Source organism: Pseudomonas asiatica, from assembly GCF_009932335.1.
GTDB classification, from domain to species: Bacteria; Pseudomonadota; Gammaproteobacteria; order Pseudomonadales; family Pseudomonadaceae; genus Aquipseudomonas; species Aquipseudomonas asiatica.
This window is the reverse complement of record NZ_BLJF01000003.1, coordinates 309,035-328,477: the sequence shown is the minus strand read 5'-3', so window position 1 is coordinate 328,477 and position 19,443 is coordinate 309,035. Positions and strand designations below refer to the sequence as shown.

15 protein-coding genes and 3 pseudogenes are annotated in these 19,443 nt (G+C 54.1%); 12 read left to right on the top strand and 6 right to left on the bottom strand.

The window, feature by feature from the left end:
• Positions 1–360 precede the first annotated feature (360 nt).
• Positions 361–1,968, top strand: a complete 1,608-nt coding sequence (locus GYA95_RS24100; RefSeq protein WP_015272327.1) for an ABC transporter substrate-binding protein — start codon at positions 361–363, stop codon at positions 1,966–1,968.
• A 123-nt stretch (positions 1,969–2,091) separates the two neighbouring features.
• Here GYA95_RS24100 and GYA95_RS24095 read toward each other — a convergent pair.
• Positions 2,092–2,256 (bottom strand): annotated as a pseudogene (locus GYA95_RS24095) (JAB domain-containing protein); the annotation flags it as partial.
• A 79-nt stretch (positions 2,257–2,335) separates the two neighbouring features.
• Here GYA95_RS24095 and GYA95_RS28075 point away from each other — a divergent pair.
• The 5 genes from GYA95_RS28075 to GYA95_RS24075 are packed head-to-tail and all read left to right on the top strand — an operon-like array spanning position 2,336 to position 7,856.
• Positions 2,336–2,917, top strand: a complete 582-nt coding sequence (locus GYA95_RS28075) for a hypothetical protein (protein WP_238841727.1) — start codon at positions 2,336–2,338, stop codon at positions 2,915–2,917.
• Positions 2,918–2,919: 2 nt separating this feature from the next.
• Entirely contained in the window at positions 2,920–3,501 is a 582-nt protein-coding gene (locus tag GYA95_RS28070) for a tyrosine-type recombinase/integrase (RefSeq protein ID WP_232914252.1), read from the top strand.
• Positions 3,494–5,101 carry a site-specific integrase gene (locus tag GYA95_RS24085; RefSeq protein ID WP_003253494.1) on the top strand — a complete coding sequence of 536 codons (1,608 nt, stop codon included), beginning with the start codon at positions 3,494–3,496 and terminating at the stop codon, positions 5,099–5,101. Before GYA95_RS28070 ends, GYA95_RS24085 begins: the two co-directional genes overlap by 8 nt.
• Positions 5,098–7,500 (top strand): hypothetical protein, encoded by a 2,403-nt coding sequence (locus GYA95_RS24080; RefSeq protein ID WP_161551511.1) that lies wholly within the window; start codon positions 5,098–5,100, stop codon positions 7,498–7,500. Before GYA95_RS24085 ends, GYA95_RS24080 begins: the two co-directional genes overlap by 4 nt.
• Positions 7,497–7,856 (top strand): hypothetical protein, encoded by a 360-nt coding sequence (locus GYA95_RS24075; protein WP_003253491.1) that lies wholly within the window; start codon positions 7,497–7,499, stop codon positions 7,854–7,856. The genes GYA95_RS24080 and GYA95_RS24075 overlap by 4 nt, the downstream gene beginning before the upstream one ends.
• 8 nt (positions 7,857–7,864) lie before the next feature.
• On the opposite strand, the gene GYA95_RS24070 is transcribed toward GYA95_RS24075, so the two are convergent.
• A complete protein-coding gene (locus GYA95_RS24070) occupies positions 7,865–8,287 on the bottom strand; it encodes a hypothetical protein (RefSeq protein ID WP_003253488.1) in 423 nt (140 codons plus the stop codon).
• Between the two features lie 83 nt (positions 8,288–8,370).
• Here GYA95_RS24070 and GYA95_RS24065 point away from each other — a divergent pair, with 83 nt between their 5' ends.
• The 5 genes and pseudogenes from GYA95_RS24065 (at position 8,371) to GYA95_RS28410 (ending at position 14,181) form a co-directional block, all read left to right on the top strand.
• Positions 8,371–8,691, top strand: coding sequence for a helix-turn-helix domain-containing protein (locus GYA95_RS24065; RefSeq protein WP_003253486.1), 321 nt, complete (start codon positions 8,371–8,373; stop codon positions 8,689–8,691).
• A gap of 149 nt (positions 8,692–8,840) precedes the next feature.
• Positions 8,841–9,200 carry a histone-like nucleoid-structuring protein, MvaT/MvaU family gene (locus GYA95_RS24060; protein ID WP_003253484.1) on the top strand — a complete coding sequence of 120 codons (360 nt, stop codon included), beginning with the start codon at positions 8,841–8,843 and terminating at the stop codon, positions 9,198–9,200.
• Between the two features lie 1,439 nt (positions 9,201–10,639).
• Entirely contained in the window at positions 10,640–12,709 is a 2,070-nt protein-coding gene (locus GYA95_RS24055) for a putative bifunctional diguanylate cyclase/phosphodiesterase (RefSeq protein ID WP_060501710.1), read from the top strand.
• Between the two features lie 152 nt (positions 12,710–12,861).
• Positions 12,862–13,638: pseudogene (locus GYA95_RS28415) on the top strand (PAS domain-containing protein); the annotation flags it as partial.
• Complete coding sequence (locus GYA95_RS28410; RefSeq protein WP_226342901.1) at positions 13,633–14,181, top strand: methyl-accepting chemotaxis protein; 549 nt, start codon at positions 13,633–13,635, stop codon at positions 14,179–14,181. The pseudogene GYA95_RS28415 and the gene GYA95_RS28410, both read left to right, overlap by 6 nt.
• Positions 14,182–14,313: 132 nt before the next feature.
• On the opposite strand, the gene tnpC is transcribed toward GYA95_RS28410, so the two are convergent.
• The 3 genes from tnpC to tnpA form a co-directional block, all read right to left on the bottom strand.
• Positions 14,314–15,861 carry an IS66 family transposase gene (tnpC, locus tag GYA95_RS24045; protein WP_034128274.1) on the bottom strand — a complete coding sequence of 516 codons (1,548 nt, stop codon included), beginning with the start codon at positions 15,859–15,861 and terminating at the stop codon, positions 14,314–14,316.
• Between the two features lie 61 nt (positions 15,862–15,922).
• Positions 15,923–16,258, bottom strand: coding sequence for an IS66 family insertion sequence element accessory protein TnpB (tnpB, locus tag GYA95_RS28055; protein ID WP_009682493.1), 336 nt, complete (start codon positions 16,256–16,258; stop codon positions 15,923–15,925).
• A complete protein-coding gene (tnpA, locus tag GYA95_RS24035) occupies positions 16,255–16,587 on the bottom strand; it encodes an IS66-like element accessory protein TnpA (protein ID WP_009682494.1) in 333 nt (110 codons plus the stop codon). Before tnpA ends, tnpB begins: the two co-directional genes overlap by 4 nt.
• Positions 16,588–16,691: 104 nt before the next feature.
• Here tnpA and GYA95_RS24030 point away from each other — a divergent pair.
• A pseudogene (locus tag GYA95_RS24030) lies at positions 16,692–17,480 on the top strand (hypothetical protein); the annotation flags it as partial.
• Between the two features lie 130 nt (positions 17,481–17,610).
• Here the strand turns inward: GYA95_RS24030 and GYA95_RS24025 are convergent.
• Positions 17,611–19,440, bottom strand: a complete 1,830-nt coding sequence (locus GYA95_RS24025; RefSeq protein ID WP_003253477.1) for a CocE/NonD family hydrolase — start codon at positions 19,438–19,440, stop codon at positions 17,611–17,613.
• Positions 19,441–19,443 lie beyond the last annotated feature (3 nt).

The window sequence follows — 19,443 nt, the reverse complement described above, 5'->3', positions numbered from 1 at the left end:
CCCAACCCGGCATGGGTTGGCCGCTTAATCTCTCAGTCTTTGGCGCCTGGGCGCCGTGATTCTGGAGGTCTTATCGGCCGCATTCGCTGATGCGACAGGCCGAGCCCCTAGAAAAGAGCGCTGCTTTATACCAGAAAGACTCCGTCGCAACAACATATCGTGATATTAGACGTGAACATTCGTGGAGCCCCGCTACCGGGACCGAGCGCGTCGCCCAGCATAACGGCGGGCCTCAGTAAGCGTCGACCACTCGTCGACAGTTTTGTAAAAAAGGGTGTGGTCATTTCCCGACGAGCACACTAGGGTAGGCCTTTTCCAGACTGCACTGGCAGATGGGCCACTGACAGCCAAGGAGCCACTATGCGTGCCGCCGCCCTTTCCTTATTGTTCAACTCCTTGTTCGCCGCAGGCGCCCTGATCGCCGCCAGCGTTGCCCAGGCCGCCCCGCTGAGCGTCTGCAGCGAGGCCAGCCCCGAAGGCTTCGACGTGGTGCAGTACAACTCACTGACCACCACCAACGCCACAGCCGATGTGCTGATGAACCGCCTGGTGGAGTTCGACGCGGCGCAAGGCAAGGTGGTGCCGAGCCTGGCGGCCAGCTGGACGGTATCGGCCGACGGCCTGATCTACGACTTCACCCTGCGCGATGATGTGAACTTCCACACCACCGCCTACTTCAAGCCAAGCCGCCCACTGAACGCCGACGATGTGCTGTTCAGCTTCCAGCGCATGCTCTACCCCGCCCATGCCTGGCACAAGACCGCGCCGGGCGGCTACCCGCATGCCCAGTCGCTGCAACTAGGCAGCCTGATCAAGGCGATCGAGGCACCCGCGCCAAACACCGTGCGCTTCACCCTCAACCACCCGGACGCCACGTTCCTGGCCACGTTGAGCATGGGCTTCGCATCGATCTACTCCGCCGAGTACGCGGACAAACTGCTCAAGGCCGGCACGCCGGAGAAGCTCAACAGCCAGCCGATCGGCACCGGGCCGTTCATCTTCCAGCGCTTCCAGAAGGACGCCGTAGTACGCTATCGCGCCAACCCTGACTACTTCGCCGGCAAGCCGGCGGTCGACCCGCTGATCTTCGCCATCACCACCGATGCCAACGTGCGCCTGCAGAAGCTCAAGCGCGGCGAGTGCCAGGTCGCGTTGTCGCCCAAGCCGCTGGACATTGCCGAAGCCGGCAAGGACGGCAACCTCAAGGTGGCCACCACCCCGGCGTTCATGACCGCCTTCGTCGCCATCAACAGCCAGCACCCTCCGCTGGACAAGACGGAAGTGCGCCAGGCCATCAACCTGGCCTTCGACAAACAGGCCTACCTCAAGGCCGTATTCGAAGACTCCGCGGTGGCCGCCAACGGACCCTACCCGCCCAATACCTGGAGCTACGCCAAGGACCTGCCCGGCTACCCGCTGGACCTGAAGAAAGCCAAGGCCCTGCTGACCAAGGCCGGCCTGGCCGAGGGCTTCAGCACCACGATCTGGACCCGCCCGTCGGGCAGCCTGCTCAACCCCAACCCCAGCCTCGGTGCGCAGATGCTGCAGGCCGACCTGGCCAAGATTGGCATCAAGGCCGAGATCCGCGTGATCGAGTGGGGCGAGCTGATCCGCCGCGCCAAGGCGGGCGAGCATGACCTGCTGTTCATGGGTTGGGCGGGTGACAACGGCGACCCGGACAACTTCCTCAGCCCGCAGTTTTCCTGCGCGGCGGTGCAGTCGGGGACCAACTTCGCACGCTTCTGCGACAGCCGCCTGGACCAGCTGATCAGCGCCGGACGCACCACCAACGACCAGAGTGTGCGCAGCCGGCTTTATCAGCAGGCACAGACGCTGATCCAGCAGCAGGCGCTGTGGGTGCCGCTGGCGCACCCGACAGCGGCGACGCTGCTGCGCCAGGGGGTCGAGGGGTACCAGGTGAGCCCGTTCGGGCGGTTGGATTTCAGCAAGGTATCAGTGAACAAATAAGCCTGCACCGGCCTCTTCGCGGGCTTGCCCGCTCCCACAGGGACCTCGCCAACTTTCAACATGGCACTATTCCTGTAGGAGCGGGTTTACCCGCGAAAAGGCCGGGACAGACAGCACAAGTGCCTAAGCCACAATCCACCCATGCTCGACCATCGACAGCGGCTCCCCGTCACCGATGATGATGTGATCCAGCACCCGCACATCGATCAACGCCAGCCCCCGCTTCAACGACAGGGTCAAATGCACATCATCCTGGCTCGGCTCGTTGTTGCCTGAAGGATGGTTGTAATGGCACTTATGGTATATGTTCGGAAACGTTGCAGATCTGGAGCTACCGATGCCAGACGTCCCTTTCTGCGAGATCCGAATGATTCGTACTGCCTCCAGCGGCCTCAGGCCATACCTGCTGGTGCAGGGGGTTCCAGTGATCCTAGCAAACCTCTGGGCGGAGGATTTGCTCCACAGATCGCGTCTCAATACCGTCGAAAATTACCTACGTGACATCGCTATCGCGTACGAGTGGGCTCTCAGCCGAGGTTCTCCACTGGAAGCGAAGCTTGAGCGCCTAGCGGTGTTCAGCTCAGCGGAACTGACATCGCTGGCCGAACGCCTCTGCTCCACCAAACGCGGTGCGGGTGCGAGCCAATCGACATGCACCCGACGACTCGAAGCTGTCAAATCATTCATAGATTTCTCCTTCGAGCACTACGTTGAGCTCAATCGACTAGGTCTACTTGAGCAAAGCCAAGCGGAAAAAAACAAAGCCAAGAATCTGCGAAATCTTCAAAAAAAATCACCAAGATTGCATATCAATCAGAACCGCCGCTACCAGCAACGCCACTTGACTCCGGCGGACAAGCCTTATTCAAAGGGGTGCTCAGTCCTGATGACTTTAGGAACCCATTCCAAAGTAAACAGATACAGGCACGCAATTACTGTCTGTTCTTAGTAATGCTTGAAACACTTGCCAGGCGTGGCGAAGTGGTTCTCATAGAACTCGACGACGTTGACCTTGGTCCCTCACCTACAATACGCATCAAGCGCCCAAGCGATATCAACAGGGAGCGGAGACTGGACGGGGCTAGTCTCAAGACGCGCGGTCGGATAGTCCCCATAACCGCATCGGTAGCCGCGGTTCTGAACGAATACATTTCCGATCATCGCCCTAAACTGATCAAACCAAAAAGACCTTGTACAGCCCTATTCGTGAGTTCCCGTGACGGGAGACGGCTATCTGCGCGAACCGTAAACACCATTCTTCGTACCGTTGCAGCCAGCCTCGGCTTGCCAAACTTTTCAACACGAATTCATCCGCACGGCTTGAGGGCGACAGGGGCAAATATAGCTCGCAAAAAGTTTGAAAAAAGTGGCGCCAACAGCATTAATGTAAAAGATGCTCTGGCGTATCTGGGCGGATGGAGCCCCAGCAGCGAAAGTGTTCAGCGCTACTCTCGACAGGCCATATCTGATCGGCTCGGCGAAATAATCAGAAGCTCAGACAGCTCAAATTTTCGAGGCAATGAAGATGATTAAAATTTCGCCTGCCGAACTCGTAGCCGAGATTGAATGTCGCTTCGGCATCGAGGCCGATGCCTTTCCTTCCACAGTCAAATCCACCTTCGGTCAGGCTATAACAATTCACAACAATGATGCGTGGGTTGAGAGAATAACGGTAGAGATTGTCGGGTGTGCTCCGATGAATATTGCGTGGAGCAAGCCCCTACATTCTAACTTGTTAGTTGAGTGGCTACTCAGAGGGTGGTTCATCGACAGACTCCAAACCCACATCGACCTTAGGCCTCTGATTGTCGTCCAGCGGCTTCTGGCCCAGCATAAATTTTCGGGAAATGACGCGGATACTATTGGCAATAGGTTATCGACATTTGCTGTACGTGAATGCACTCGATTAAAAGCATCAAGCTGGTATGAGGAGCTAGTTGCTCTTCGAGTATTTTATCGATGGTGCTTGGATGAAGAAGTCCCAGGCTTCAACGAACATGACAGCCTTGAACTATCACAGCTTACAGTAAAGGCGCATGATAACAGGCATTTAGTCACGATGCGAGATGATGACTTTGGCCCTTTCACTCGCGTACAACTCGCGAACATTGAGATGAAGCTTGCCAACAATCCGCTCATCACTCATGCCCAACGCACGCTTTTTTTGCTCTGTCGCGACTGGGCTCTTCGCCCTATACAGTTGGCCCTAATGCAGGTTACTGACTTCGGGATCGATGAGGGCGGCCCCTTTGTAAAGGTGCCGAGTGTTAAAGGAATTAGACGTTCAAGGCTCAGGAGGCATCCGAGCAACCTGGTAAAACGTTACATCGCTAACGATACTGCAGAGGCAGTAGAACTTCAGTGCACTTTAGCTGAGACCCAATGCAATGCCGCATCGAAGGAAATCAACGCGATATGTGCCAGGCATGGAATAAGCACTCCAGTACTTCCTACGCCGTTGTTTCCCTCGGCGTACACAACCGAAAACCGCCTTTTACGCTTCCTCACCAACCCCAAGCTGACACCATTCACATTACATCTCGACAACCATAGAATAAGTTATGCGCTAACATCTCTCACTTGGATACTCCAGTTACCAGACCCTCATCGACCCATACAAAAAACAGAGCCCTTCATGCGGATCACCGCGTACCGACTGCGCAGGACCAAGGCTACTTCAATGGTTCTTTCCGGTGCATCCCCTGAAGAGGTCGCTGAAGCTTTAGATCATTCAAATCTGAACTCTATAAAGCACTACTTCCATTACAACCTTGAGCTGCAAGAGTTCATAAATACGACCCACATGGCAAGCCCGGAGATCAATGCAGCCGTGCAGATGTGGTGCGGCAAATTCATGGAAGAAATCCCTGACAGATCCGCGCTAAGGCCAATAAGTGGCTTAGGATCATGCAATTCTGAAGAGCCATGTCCTTACCACCCGACGGTCACTTGCTATGCATGCCCTAAATTCAGACCTAGCCGTCATGCTAATCATGAAGGGGCTTTAGCAGACATCACTAAATTCCAGCAGATGCTCGGGAGCAATTCCACTGGCGCTATGGCCCAACAGGTCGAAGCAGCAATTCACGGCGCTAAGTCAGTAATCATTGCTGTGAAGGAGTTGAAAGAATGAGCATATCAATGATGGTCTTAGACGACCGATACAAACATGCAGAGCAACAATTTAATGACCTCAAGGCCAACGGATTAGTAGCAGGAGATTTCGAGGGCAAGGTATGGCAGTATCGATCGAGTAATATTCCCTTCACATCACTCGATCCTCTCAACAGGCGAAATCAAGACCAACCCCCTCTCCCGCTAGTGATTGGCAAGCTTGCGCGCTGCTTTATAGTTAAAGAAATTCTGGCACATCCGTCAGCAGAGCTGATTATCGGCAGAATGGCCTCGATTAGGCATCTATCCGCAGTAATGGATAGCGAAAACATTGAGTGGAGCGACATAACGCGCAAAGTCTTCGACCGCACCGTAGACTCGATCAGGCATGGACGTTCAGACTCTACCATTTACCATAGAGCAAATGCCCTCAAGGCATTTGTTGATTTCCTCAACCAACTTAGCGTAATGGTCGATGGAGTACTGCTGCGATTCGTCGATAGGTTTATCAAATGGCAAACTGGGATACCCAACCCGACTCATAGTGCGCTTGAACTCACATCACGAGAGTTTCAGCAAAGAGAAGAAAATCTATACTCTTCTGACTTGCACAAAGGGATTGCACAAGCCAGGTGGTTGATCAAGCAGAACCCACATTTGGAGCCAACTGCGGGCTTCGATAGAATTCGACTTGAGGCGACCTGCTTTGGAATGGCGCTCGGTTTGAGAGTTGGTGAGATCGCGAATCTTCCAAAGAGTTGCCTTTTCCAAGATCCCAACACTCACACGACGTTCGTACGAGTGCCTGTAGAAAAAAACTGCATCCCCAACGCCGTACCCGTCGCAGACCTATGGAGCGCACCACTCACCGAAGCGTACGAGTACTTGCTGGCTGTCACTCAGGATGCTAGAGAGCGTGCTCTTGACATTGAAACCAATGGTTTCTCATTTATAGATAAAGCACTCGCAGCCTATCGCGCTAACCATCCGTTAGATCCCGGCGCGGTGGATCAACTCTCATCGTTGGATCTGCCCGTAGAACATCACTACTTTGTTGAGGAGATATGTAAGTGCTTCCCCGTATCTCCAAAAGAGCTCTACAGTGGTGGGCGATTTTACAGCAGCAGCGTTGAACTCCCTAGAATAACGGCCGCTCGAATCGCAATTTGGATAGATGAACGAATGCATAATTGGGATTGGTCTAATTTTCTCAATGAGTACAAAAAGAACTGTTATAGCGTATCCGTCATTGACATTGCAAAACACACAAAATCCTCCGAGGCGTCAGTAAAAAAGAGCAAATGGTTTGTAGATCACCTGCGCACCTTTCTCAAGGGAATGGTTCACGACGGGCTTTTCAAGCCTGGAAACAATCCTTCACATGCGCAACTCTTCGACATCCGGAATGAGTGGGCAAGCATCAGAGAACTTATGTTATCTCAAAGAGGATTCGGGGCGGGAGTACCATCCCTGGTCATAGATATCAGACTGCTCAAGCGCCTTTTAGAAGATAAATACAGATTTCACCTGCGACGCCATTTTGAAGAACAATTTTCAATGCCTGGTGATGGAAGTGAAGCACCTTATCATGCGAAGCACACTGCCAAAGGTTATCCTAGCAAGCTGAGTGACAACTTACTTGTAATCTGGGAAAACCAGTTTGACTCGATATCTGAGCTAGGGATCATCCCCCGCCCCCTATTTAGAGCCGATCTCTACAACTATCTCTCTTCGAACTTCTCAAAAAAAACAATCTTTCAGCGCCTTGACCTACGAGGGCAAGACGGTGAAATCTTTTCCATCACTCCTCATCAAATCCGTCGTTGGGTTACCACGGCAATTCTTCGTTCTGGTCCCTCTGAAACAGCTGTGGACCTATGGATGGGGCGAACCCCACGCCAAAGCCGTCAATATGACTACCGTACTGCCAAAGAGCGAGCAGAATATGTGAGATCTTTATACTTGGCCGTTGACCCTCCCCCAGACTTTTTGGGCAGGCTAGTAATCCGATGGCGGGAGGAGTCAATCGCTGACGAACAAATCGAAGAGATGATCATCGAGAAACTCAGCATTCTCAACCTAACGCCTTGGGGCGGGTGTACACGTGAGCTCTATATCAGTCCGTGCGACAGGGGCCTCATGTGTATCAGAGGCTTCGGTACAGATTCTGGATGTAAATCCTTTCACCTGAACCCTGATGATCTGGAAGCAAAGGCCGCTATCGAGAGCTTACTCAGCGAGTACGAGAAAATTTTGAGGGCAATTTTTGACAACCAAACTGACATCACGTCTAGTATTGAGGCTGAGCTCGATAATACTCACGCTTTCGATCAGCACGTTCTGTTTGTGATGGATATGGTTACGAGCTGCAAAACGGCCTTAGAAGCTTACTCAAAACCTAAGAAGGCTTCATCATGAAGCAGGAAAAAAAATGGAAGGACCACGTGCGGTCCATTCTCGCCGAATATGAGGCCGGACGGGTTCAGGAACCGCTCACCCAAAGTGGCCTTGCCCAGCAGGCGGGTGTTAGTCGTCAAACGCTCTGGAGAGATGAGGAAATACGATCTTTATATACGGCCACTCAGACCCATCTTAAAGACTTCAAAAAGGTCGGGCGTAAAAATAGTGATGCGAGAATTTATGCTCTCGAAGCACAGCTACAAAAAGCACGCATGGAGAACAATCGATTAATTCAGACAATCGTCAAAGCCGCTCAGCTAATGACCGAGGATGCAATTGACCCAAGACGATACTTCGAAGATACCACGAGCTGACTCACCAGCTATCCTCGTCTGTAAAGTTCCTTGAAGAAGCCATACTCACGGCACTCGGAGCTGTTAGGCTGGTAATACCGACGACCGCCTTGAACGGTGTAACACCTGTACAAACGATCCTCGCTTTCATGAATGACCTCCAGATGCTCCATCGCCCACCCGCTACTACCGTTCATCCACCCGGGAGTAACAATCTGAAGGGATAACTCAACGGCACCATTCAGGGTTAAACGCGTGAACTGCTCCAGCCCACGCATGTCCTCCAGAAAGAAGACCTCCACACACGTGTCCTCTCCCCGCTCCCTCGTCACCGTGATGTGAATCCATGGCGATGACAGCCGTTGCTCCACGAAATGCCAAGCCTGCTGATCCTCAGCCAGCCAGGCGAAGGAGCGATCCACCTCTGCCCATCGGTTGGTGATAAACATCATGACCCCCTCTCAAATGAACAGCATACATTGTAGTCATATACTGTTCACGGGTGCCTCATCTTTCCTTTTGCGGAAGATGCAAAGTGGAATTGAGACAGGCATTCGGTCGGGTTCTGAAGTGGATGCGAGTCCAGCAAAAGCTGACCCAAGAAGACTTCGCGACGGTGAGCAGTCGTACCTACATCAGCACGCTGGAAAGGGGACGATACGTCCCGACCATCGAGAAACTGGACACCATCGCACCAGTGCTGGGAGTTCATCCGATCACATTACTGGTTGGGAGCTATGCCCTCAAAGAGAACCGAGCAGTGGCAGAGTTACTCGCTCAAATCACTCAAGAAGCTGAACGCATGGACCTTGCAACGGCCTTCCCGGACTCAAGCAAAACCTCACACCAGAGCTGATCACCACCTGCTAATGCCGCGAAGCGATTGCCCAAGCGCCAATGGGGGGACTGGATTTTGCTCTATTGCAGGGCTGTTTAGGCCACAAGATACTTAGCACGCTTTCTGTCTAGCCTGATAAAATCTCAGGCCACTTCTTGGAGAATCTCATGTCCCGTCTCGCTGAATTTCGCCTTCTCGAACAACAGCTCGCCGCGCAGCTCGCCGAACTGGAAGCACTGAAGAATGATTCCGCCCTGAAGCAGGAAATGGAATTCGAAACGAAGCTCCGCAACCTGCTCAACGATTACGGCTACAGCCTGCGTCACGTGATCCAGATCATTGATCCGCAGCCCGTAGATTCCGGATCTATTGCACAAAAACCTGCACGGAAACCACGAGTAGTGAAAACCTACAAGAACCCGCATAGCGGAGAAGTCGTTGAGACGAAGGGGGGCAATCAGCGCACTCTGAAGGCCTGGAAGGCAGAGTACGGTGCCGAGGTGGTTGAGTCCTGGTTAGCCAACTGACTGTGCTGTAGTCGACCTGTGGCAGGAGCATAAACGTGAATCGTCGCCAAATGCGAATTCCCATTCTGGGGCGCGACGATTTTTTTGGTAGGTGGTAATGACACACCATTTATGCGCATTAAATAGAGGTCCACTTCAGAAACGGACGCTCCAAAATGCGCAATGCTCTCGTCACAATCTCAGTAAACACCCTCGCAAGCATCCTGGCTGGTCTCATGCTCCACTGGATCACCCCCCCTCCTACTGCCGAAGCCATTCGATCCGGGATCGCGACGCCTGTCTCACCGTCTAAGTCGGTTACCGAGCCTTGACATCTGCACCTCCGAATCATGTGGCCGGCTTACCCAGTGGATGCCTCAAAAAAGCAGAACTTGGGGACCAGTTCGCGCCCCGCCCGAAGCGCATGAAGTGATGTTCCGTTTTTAGACCAAGCGAGAGCACGCCAGGCTTACAAGTCAGTTGCATGATCAGCTGAACGAATTGCTGGAGCATTTCGTAAACCTCAACGAGGGGCTGTACTTCGGGGGCGGATGTCACGGTATTGCAGAATTTCACTATGCTCGATGCGGAGGATGAAGACTTCGTGCATTACAGCCTGCACGACTGGTTCAGTTTTGGAGACGCCATAGAAGACGACGATTTGCTGATTGAGCGGCCTTGATCGACGGTGCTGGGCCATAGCTGACGGCTGGTCTGCCTACCAACTGATCCGTTCCGTGGCAGGTGTTATTTTCTCTACAAGAATAGCCTCCACGCCTCGGGCGGGTCCCAGACCTGCACTGCGCACCAGGGGGTTAGTTGTTTCTGGGGCTCACAGACTCCTTACGGGGTAATCCCATGCTTCTGGCAAGGCCTGCCACCGGAGGGTGACCACCTAAGGGGCAGATAGGCCTTCCTGCTACCGAACTTCGCTGGGTACGATCAATAAACCCTCTATTGATACGGTTTTGGCAAAGATGGATGTGTACAAGCTCCGCATTGAAGACACTGAAAGCAAAACCATAGACAAGGATCGGTTCGAGTCTGAGACCTTCCGCAGGGAGCCGTGGTATCAGCCCGGAAGCGCGGGCAAGCTGGCTCAGTTCGCGGTGTGCCGTAACCGTCCGGCCATGTCATCTACCCAGCCCCGCAAAGCCAAGACATCGAGTGCACTCAAATTTAAGTGAGCACCAGATCTAGCCTTTAAACGGGTATTTCATGCAGCCAACACTCGGTTCCTATTCCAAGGCCTTCAAAGCCCAGGTCATTCAATATGGGTGCCCAGCACGGCACTACAATTGCCAGCATCGCATTCAGCCGTAAGCGTGCCCGTGGAAGTCGCAAGGCTGGCATGACGCTTTTTTTTGTAAAATTTTTGACGATAGGATGAAGCGTACTCTTCAGAAACTGCTCGTGCCGCCGATGGCCCAGAGGAGCCAAATTCAACCTTCGGGGTTTCAATGCTAGTAAGCAGCTATAACAGCGTGTATGTGCTGTTTTCCTTCGCCGTAGCGATCCTGGCGTCTTATACCGCGCTGGACATGACTGGTCGAGTCACCCGTACCGAAGGCAAAGCATCGGCACTTTGGCTTGCCGGTGGATCTTCCGCCATGGGCACGGGCCTCTGGTCGATGCATTTTATTGGCATGTTGGCCTTCCAACTGCCCATCGAGCTGGGTTACGACCTGACGCTGACTGGCTTATCGTTGTTGATCGCCATCGCCTCCTCCGCCTTTGCTTTGTGGCTAGCATGCCAGACGGAAATGCCACTGCCGCGTTTGCTGCTTGGTGCGGTGCTCATGGGTATCGGAATTGCATCCATGCACTACGTTGGAATGGCGGCGCTGCTGATGAATCCTGTAGTGGAATACGTTCCGTCGTTGTTCGCGCTATCGGTGCTGATTGCTATCCTTGCTTCGGGCGTGGCTTTGTGGATCGCTTTCCGCATGCGTGGCGAAGGTCAGTACATCAATCGTACACGCATCGGCGCCTCGTTAATTATGGGGTGTGCCATTGTTGGAATGCACTATACCGGAATGGCGGCTGCCCAATTTCCTATCGGGAGCGTGTGCGGAGCGGTCAATGCAGGCATTGATAGCAACTGGCTAATGGTTTTGGTGATTCTGATCACGCTGGCTGTCTGCGCTATTGCCTTGATCGTATCAATGCTTGACGTCCGCACCAGCATACTTGCCAGCTCCCTTGACCTCGCAAACAGTGAACTGGTGCAGCTAGCTCTTCACGACAATCTTACTCGCCTCCCTAACCGTATCCTCCTAAACGACCGTCTTCAGCAAGCGATTCATAAAGCCATCAGGCAGAAGAGCCACTTTGCCGTACTCTTCATGGATCTGGATGGTTTCAAAGCTGTTAACGATACTTACGGTCATCACACTGGCGACCAGTTGCTTCTGCAAGTAGCAAAGCGAATCAACGACGCCAAACGCGGCGAAGATACGGTGGCTCGCCTCGGAGGCGACGAGTTCGTTCTGCTTATCGATCCCGGCGAACCTGAAGACGCTGCGATGTTGGCGCAACGCTTGGTGGAAAATATTCGATTACCTTACGTACTTGGGCGGCAGACAGTGCATGTGTCCGCTAGCATCGGTATCGCTATATTCCCAGAAAATGGCCTAACCGAGCATGAGCTGATGGTCAATGCCGATGCGGCTATGTACCACGCCAAGGAGCAGGGCCGCGATGGCTACTGCTTCTTTGAAAAAGCTATGAACGTTAACGCTCACCTGCAGTTGGAAATGCAACAGGATCTGCGGTGCGCACTGGATCGGAATGAATTTATCCTGCACTTCCAGCCGAAGATGCTCGCCCCAAATGGCCCTATGATCGGCGTTGAAGCTTTACTGCGTTGGAACAAGCCAGGTTTGGGCTTGGTGCCGCCCGTCCGTTTCCTGCCCTTGGCAGAGCGTACTGGATTGATCGTGCCAATCGGTAGCTGGGTAATCCATGAGGCGTGCCGGCAGATGGCCGAATGGCAAGCGTTAGGCGAAGGTAAAGACGAATGGAGTATTGCGGTCAACATTTCGACGGTACAACTGGCCCATGCAAAGCTCGTTGATGTCGTGCGCAATGCCCTGCAAAGCAGTGGCCTGCCCCCCCGTTTCCTGACACTGGAAGTTACCGAATCTACGGCGATGCGGGACGCTGAAGCTGCTTTGATTGTTCTTGATCAATTGGCAGCATTGGGCGTGAATATCTCCATCGACGACTTTGGTACCGGTTATTCCAGCCTGCTTTATCTTAAGCGCCTACCAGCCAACGAACTGAAGATCGACCGAGGTTTTATCACCGAGCTGGCTAAGTGTAACGATGACGCGGCTATCGTTTCGGCCATAGTAGCGCTCGGTAAAACGCTGGGGCTGAGGATCGTTGCAGAGGGTGTGGAAACCGCTGAACAACAACAGATGCTTACCGAGTTGGGTTGCGACATTTTGCAAGGTTACCTGCTGGGCAAGCCGATGAGCGCAGAGAGGATGCTGGAAAGCTTAAGCGCGACCAAGACTCTAGCGTGATACTGCACAAGCCATAGATTCAAGTTGGTGCTTGCTGGTGCAATTTGCAGACCCGCTACATCACCTGATTTAAGCATCAGTTAAACATTCGAATTGGGATTTACGGCTTCTCCTCATTCGTCCGATAGTAAAATTCACTCTAAGGCTAATCAATGTTCAACAAGGCAATCAAGCAGACCTTGGCTGAGGCTCTGCAAAAGCTTCAGGCCGCAGAAGCAAGGGCCGTGGCCGTTGACCGTTCGACGGCAACAATTGAATTTAAACCCGATGGCACCATCATAGGTGCCAATGAGAACCTTCTTACCACCATGGGCTACCGACTGGAGGAGATCGTCGGACAGCACCATCGTATTTTCTGTTTTCCTGATTACCAGGCGAGTGCCGACTATCGTAAGTTCTGGCAGCGCCTGGCTGGTGGCGAGTACATACGTGAACGTTTCCTGAGGCGTAATAAGCAAGGCCTGGAGGTCTGGCTCGAAGCCAGCTACAACCCTATCCGAGGCGCCGATGGTCGCGTCGAAGGCGTGCTGAAGCTGGCCACCGACATTACTACTCAGGTGATCCGTGAGCAGGAGCAGAGCAGCATGGTTCAGGCCATCAGTCGCTCGATGGCTGCGATTTCCTTTAACTTGAAAGGTGAGGTTCTCGACGCCAACGAAAACTTCGAGCAGGCCATGGGCTATCGCCTGGATGAGATTCGGGGAAAGCACCACCGCATGTTCTGCACACGAGGTGAAGCGGACTCTCCTGAATACCGCGATTTCTGGGAGCGACTGAACCGTGGTGAGTTCTTCTCTGGACGCTTCCAGCGACTCAACCGGCATGGCGATACCGTCTGGCTGAGCGCAACCTACAACCCGGTATTCGATGCCAGTGGCCGGCTTTACAAAGTAGTTAAGTTTGCCCGTGATATTACGTCCCAAGTGCGCCAGCAGCAGGCAGAATCCGATGCAGCCACGTTCGCCTACAATATATCCCAGCAGACGGACAGAAGCGCTCGCCATGGTGCCGAGGTCATTAGTGAAACGGTCGAGGTGGTACAAGGCATAGCAGCCGAGCTCTCACGAGCGGCTGAAGGCATCACTGCAGTCAATCAGCAGTCAGAGATGATCCGCAGCATCGTGCAGACCATCCGAGGTATCGCCGAGCAGACCAACCTACTTGCTCTAAATGCTGCTATCGAAGCTGCAAGGGCGGGTGAACAAGGCCGAGGTTTTGCGGTGGTCGCCGATGAAGTACGAAACCTTGCAGCCCGCACGGCGCAGGCCACCGTGGAAATCGTCGATGTTGTGAAGCGCAACCATGAACTAGCGCAGGATGCTGTGGAGAGCATGCAGGCTAGTCGCCAAAAGGTCGATCAAGGCGTCGATTTGGTCAGCCAAGCCGGCTTTGTGATAGAGGAAATTCAGAGCGGAGCACGGCAAGTAGTCGACGCCGTGCGCCAGTTCGCCGAGGCAAAGGAAGAGCTCTGATGTAACTGTATCGGGCACAACCTCGTAAGGCTGTTCCAATTTCTCACGATAAGCGTGCTTGTCCAATATGACATCATCGCTGCTTACTGGGCGCAACTGAACGTTTGCATCCGAGCATCACGTCTTACGCAATTAGACCGGTTGCCAAATATGCGGCAGCAAATGATCGATTTCACTCGCCCGCTGCGTCGGCAGGCGTGTGAGCACGTCCTTCAAATAGGCATACGGATCATGACCGTTGAGCCGCGCAGACTGGATCAAACTCATGATCGCCGCCGCCCGCTTTCCGCTGCGTAGCGACCCTGCGAAGAGCCAGTTCTTGCGTCCAAGAGCCCATGGTCGGATCTGGTTCTCTGCCCAATTGTTGTCTATGGGTACAGCCCCGTCATCGAGGTAGCGCGACAGCGCTGCCCAGCGTTTCAGGCTGTAATCGAGTGCTTTGCTGATGGCTGAGCCTTCGGGCACAAGGTCGCGCTGGGCGCTCATCCAGACATGTAGCATGTCCATTACCGGGACGGCTTTTTCTTTCCGTATTCGCCGCCGTAAATCCGGCTCCAGATCGCGGACTTCGCTCTCGATTTCGTACAACAACTGGATATAGCGCAGGGCTTGCTCAGCAAGCGTGCTTTTATTCGTAGCGTGCAGCTCGAAGAATTTGCGCCGTGCATGGGCCATGCAGCCGATTTCGGTCACGCCGAGTTCGAAGCTGGCTTTGTAACCGCCAAAATCGTCACAGACCAGCTTGCCCCTCCAGCCTTGCAGGAAGTTGCGAGCATGCTCTCCGGCACGGCTGGGGCTGAAGTCATAAACCACCGCTGCCACATCCGAGAACTGGCTGGTGGCGTAGGCCCAAACATAGGAACGGTGGGTTTTCTTTGTTCCCGGCATGAGCATTTGCACGGGTGTTTCATCGGCATGAATAATCTGCTGCCCGAGTACCACTTCGCGCAGCGCATCGACCAGCGGCTGCAACTGAACCCCAGTCACGCCAACCCATTCGGCCAAGGTTGAGCGTGGAATCGCCAGGCCCGCTCGACCGAAGATCGATTCCTGACGGTAAAGCGGTAAATGGTCAGCAAACTTGGCAATCATGACGTGGGCCAGCAGCCCAGCGGTTGGGATGCCCTTGTCGATGATCTGAGCCGGAACCGGTGCCTGGATAAGCGTTTCGCAGTCATCGCAGACCCATTTGCCACGTACATGACGCTCGACGGTGAACACGCCCGGTGTGTAATCCAACTTCTCACTGACATCTTCACCGATGCGTTTCAGCGCGCAGCCGCATGGGCAGTGAGTGTTGTCAGGTTCGTGATGGATCAGTGTGCGTGGAAACTCAGCCGGCAATGCAGTGCGCTTGGGCTTCTGCTTTTTCTCGGTCGCCGCTGGCACTGTTTGCAAGGCCTGAAGCTCTGCTTCAATCGCTGCGATATCTGTATCGATCAGGTCATCGAGCAAACTGGCCTGCTCAGGATTCATCTGCTCGCTGCGCTTGGCAAATTTCAAGCGCTTGAGCTGCGCAATTTCGAAGGTCAGCTTCTCGATCACCGTCTGATCGCGGTTGATCTTCTTGCCCATGGTTTCGACCGTCTTACCCATTGTTTCGACTTGCGAGAGCAATTGCGCAGCTAAGGCACGCAGTTGGTCGGGAGTCATTTGGTCGAGATTGGGAGAAGAAGTCATGCGCCGAATTTTGCCAGAGCAGGCGCTTCGCGGCGATAGACCGATAGGCTAATGGCAGCCGTTAAAGCAGTGTGATCGAGCCGCCGGAACCTGCTCGTTGCCATGGCAGGCCCAATACCAAGGCTTGGAGTTGCTCGGTGTCCAACTGCATTTCAGAGCCATGACGAATGCTTGGCCAGTGGAACTTGCCCTGGCTCAACCGGCGCGCCGCCAGCCATATGCCGAAGCCGTCATGCACCAGCACTTTCATGCGATTGGCGCGGCGGTTGGCGAAAAGATAAGCACAGTGCGGCTGCGCCGCACCGAACACCGCAATCACCTTGGCTAATGCCGTTTCGGTACCAGCGCGCATGTCCATCGGCTCGGTGGCGAGCCAGATGGAGTCGATGCGAATCATCGCAGAAGGTCTCGAAGAAAGGTCGCGCAGGCAGCAGCATTTTCAGTGGGCCAGTTCACTGTGACGGTGCCACGCGGGTGCTGTATTTCAACGCAAATATTCGATGATGATGTGTGGGATTTCGCCCCTGCCAGCGGCACGGGTAACGGAATAAATGCAGGTTGCAGCGCCGTGCTTTTCTGCGCTTGCAGGCGAATCCATTTGTGGACGAGGTTTGCGTTGAGGTTATGGCTGAGTGCGATGCTGGCAATCGAAGCACCGGGCTGGGCACACTCTTGAATGACCTGAGCTTTGAAGGATTTGGAATAGGAACGGCGTGTTGGCTGCATGAAATACCCGCTTAAAAGGCTAGAACTGGTGCCCACTTAAATGTAAGTGCACACCATGTCTTGGCTTTGCAGGGCTGGGTAGATGACTTGGCCGTACGCATACGGTGTGCCCGGCATGCGACAACCCTGTCCAGCTGGTAGGGCTGTATGAGTTACCCCCAAACGTAAAAAATCCCTTCGGAAAGCACGCGACGAAGAGCATTCGCGGTATCGCTCCATTTGATGGAGAGGCCCGTAACGATTGCCCATACTTCCAGCCCCGTCAGCACAAGAAGACCGACCGAAAAACCGGTTTTGACGGCGTACCGCGGAAGATTCTCAGGCTTTTGATAGAACAGTTTGACCGCGTGGTTTACATCCTGGAGAAGGAAACCCAGGTGGTGCTCTCGGAGAAAGCCTTGCGAGGCATGCTGCAGCGTTACAAAGGGGAGCGCGGCTACCTCTATACCGGTGCGACGCTACGCAACGTGCCATGGATCTTCGCCTATATGTCGGACGCCACTCGGCTCTTTGGCCAGAAGATAGGTGGGAATGCTGAGCTTGTGAAAGCGATAGAGTCTCAAGTGCCAGGGGCGGAAATCAGCACCAAAGGCCGGCTGGAGGCGAAGAGCCTTCCTGGGATGAAAGGCCCCTACTTCGATCTCAAGATGAGTTTCATCCGCCACCGGATCTCTAAGGATAACGAGGAATCCGGCCTGGTTGAGAGCATGGAGTTTGTAGTGTCCCAGCTTCGCAAAGGTGAGCTTGAGCACATTCACAAGCAGGTGCTCAAATTCGATCCGGCTTGGTTCGAGAGCCTCATCCGAATGCCTGTTGATCATCCCTATCGCAGGATGGACCGAGTGGATATGGCCCGTGAAGAGCTAGGCGATTTGCTGGTGTCGAACGGGTAGAGGTGAGCATCGTGTAAACCTATTTTTTTACCTGTTAACTACAGTGGTTAACAGGTAAAAAAACTGGTTTACAGGGACAGCGCTCGGCAGCTGTCCAGAACTGCTGCCAAGCGATAGCTCTATACCGCTATCAGCTACCAGCTGGTGCTTGGACGACCGTTAGCTGAATCCTGGAGGGCCGCTTAGCCCCCATATGTACGGTATTTCGAGCAGTCCTTTTTTTGTTCGCGCAGCCTTCCGGCTCACCGCTGTTGGGGTTTACGTCGAACCGTGGGAAATTGCTGCCGGCAATCTCAAGGCGCAAGCTGTGACCGCGCTTGAACAGGTTGCAGGTTGCAAACGGTTCGATCTGCACCTTGAAACATTCCCCAGGTACCGTCGGCTTCGGATCGTTCCAGCTGTCCCGGTATCGGCAACGAATGATGCCGTCTGTAATGTTCATGGCATACCCCTCTGGGAAGTCATCGCTTGGCGGATAGACGTCGACCACCTTAGCGGTAAAGTCAGTGTCTAAGCCGTCGGTCTCGACCCACAGCTGGATCGTTACCGGACCGGCGACAGCAAGGTCAGCTTCAAGCGGCTCAGTTTCGAAACACAGCACATCGCTGCGCTGGCAGATGGCACTGCCATCTCCGCGCGCGCCGAAGAAGCGTGGTGTTTCTCGCTGATCAAACGCTCCGCCTTCGAAGACAGGAGCGCCGGAAGTCAGCGCGCCGCCGATGGTCGGTACTGGATTAGATGGATCGGCGAGGAAGTGGCAAGCAGCATCGGTTGCCGCTGGCCCCCCTTTGCTCAACTGACCGTCAGGATGAAGATAAAGATCCAACCGCTGGCTGCCAGGTAATGGCCACTGCTGTGCATCAAGCCACTGACCACCATGATCTATTCGCGTGTCCTGAAGCTTGCGACCACTACCACCGCCCATCATGAATACCTGCACCTGTTGGGCTGGTGCAGTGATCTGTAGCTGCAGATGGTTTACAAACCACTCAATACGACAGGACAGCCAATCCTGCGCCACTTGCCCATCGAAAGCGGCGGCTGGGCCAAACTCGGCATCGCCGCTGTGGCTAATGTTGCGGTCGCCATGCAGCCAAGGGCCCATCACGAGTCGTTGTGGTGCCTTACCGTTCGCGACGAAGGCAGCAAAGTTATCCAGGGTTGAGCTGACATAGGCGTCATACCAGCTCGACATGTGCAGCACCGGAATATCGGGAATGTTGCTGCGATAGTGATCGGCGCAAATGCCCAACTGTTGCCAATAGGCATCGAAACAGCCGCGGCCCCATTGGTCGAACAGGTAGTCCTCATACGCTGGCGCATGACGCAGCGGTGAAAATCCTGGACGCCACGGCATATGGGCGAACCAATGCCGGATGTCTTCCTGCTCCAATGCTTCGCGCAATAGTGGATCGGCTTTGGCTGCCGGACTTTCCTTGGCCTGCTTGTATGCCCATGTGGCCTGTTTGAGCTCGAATGCGCCTCCTTGGCGGATGCCACATTGATAAGCGTTGGCGAAGCCTCCAGAGTCCAGCACCATCGTCTTCAGCCCTGGAGGATTTAAGCAGGCCATAGCGAGCTGAGTATGGGCTGCATAAGAAAGACCCATGCTTCCGACCTTCCCATTGCACCAAGGCTGCTCGACCAACCAGGCCAAAGTGTCGTAGCCGTCTTCTGCTTCGTTGACGTACTTGATGAATTCGCCTTCGGAGGCGTAGCGACCGCGGCAGTCCTGAAACACAGTGACGAAGCCATGTTCGGCAAAGGCTTGGGCCATCTCTTCACGCCCTAAGTGATGACCATTCAGGCATTTCTCCGAGCGTGAGGGCTTGCTCTTGTCGTATGGAGTGCGTTCGATCACCACTGGCCACACGCCGGTACTTTCATCAGGCAGGTAGACATCGGTGGCCAACCGAACGCCATCGCGCATCGGGACCATCAGGTTTCTGAGGATTTGCATGTT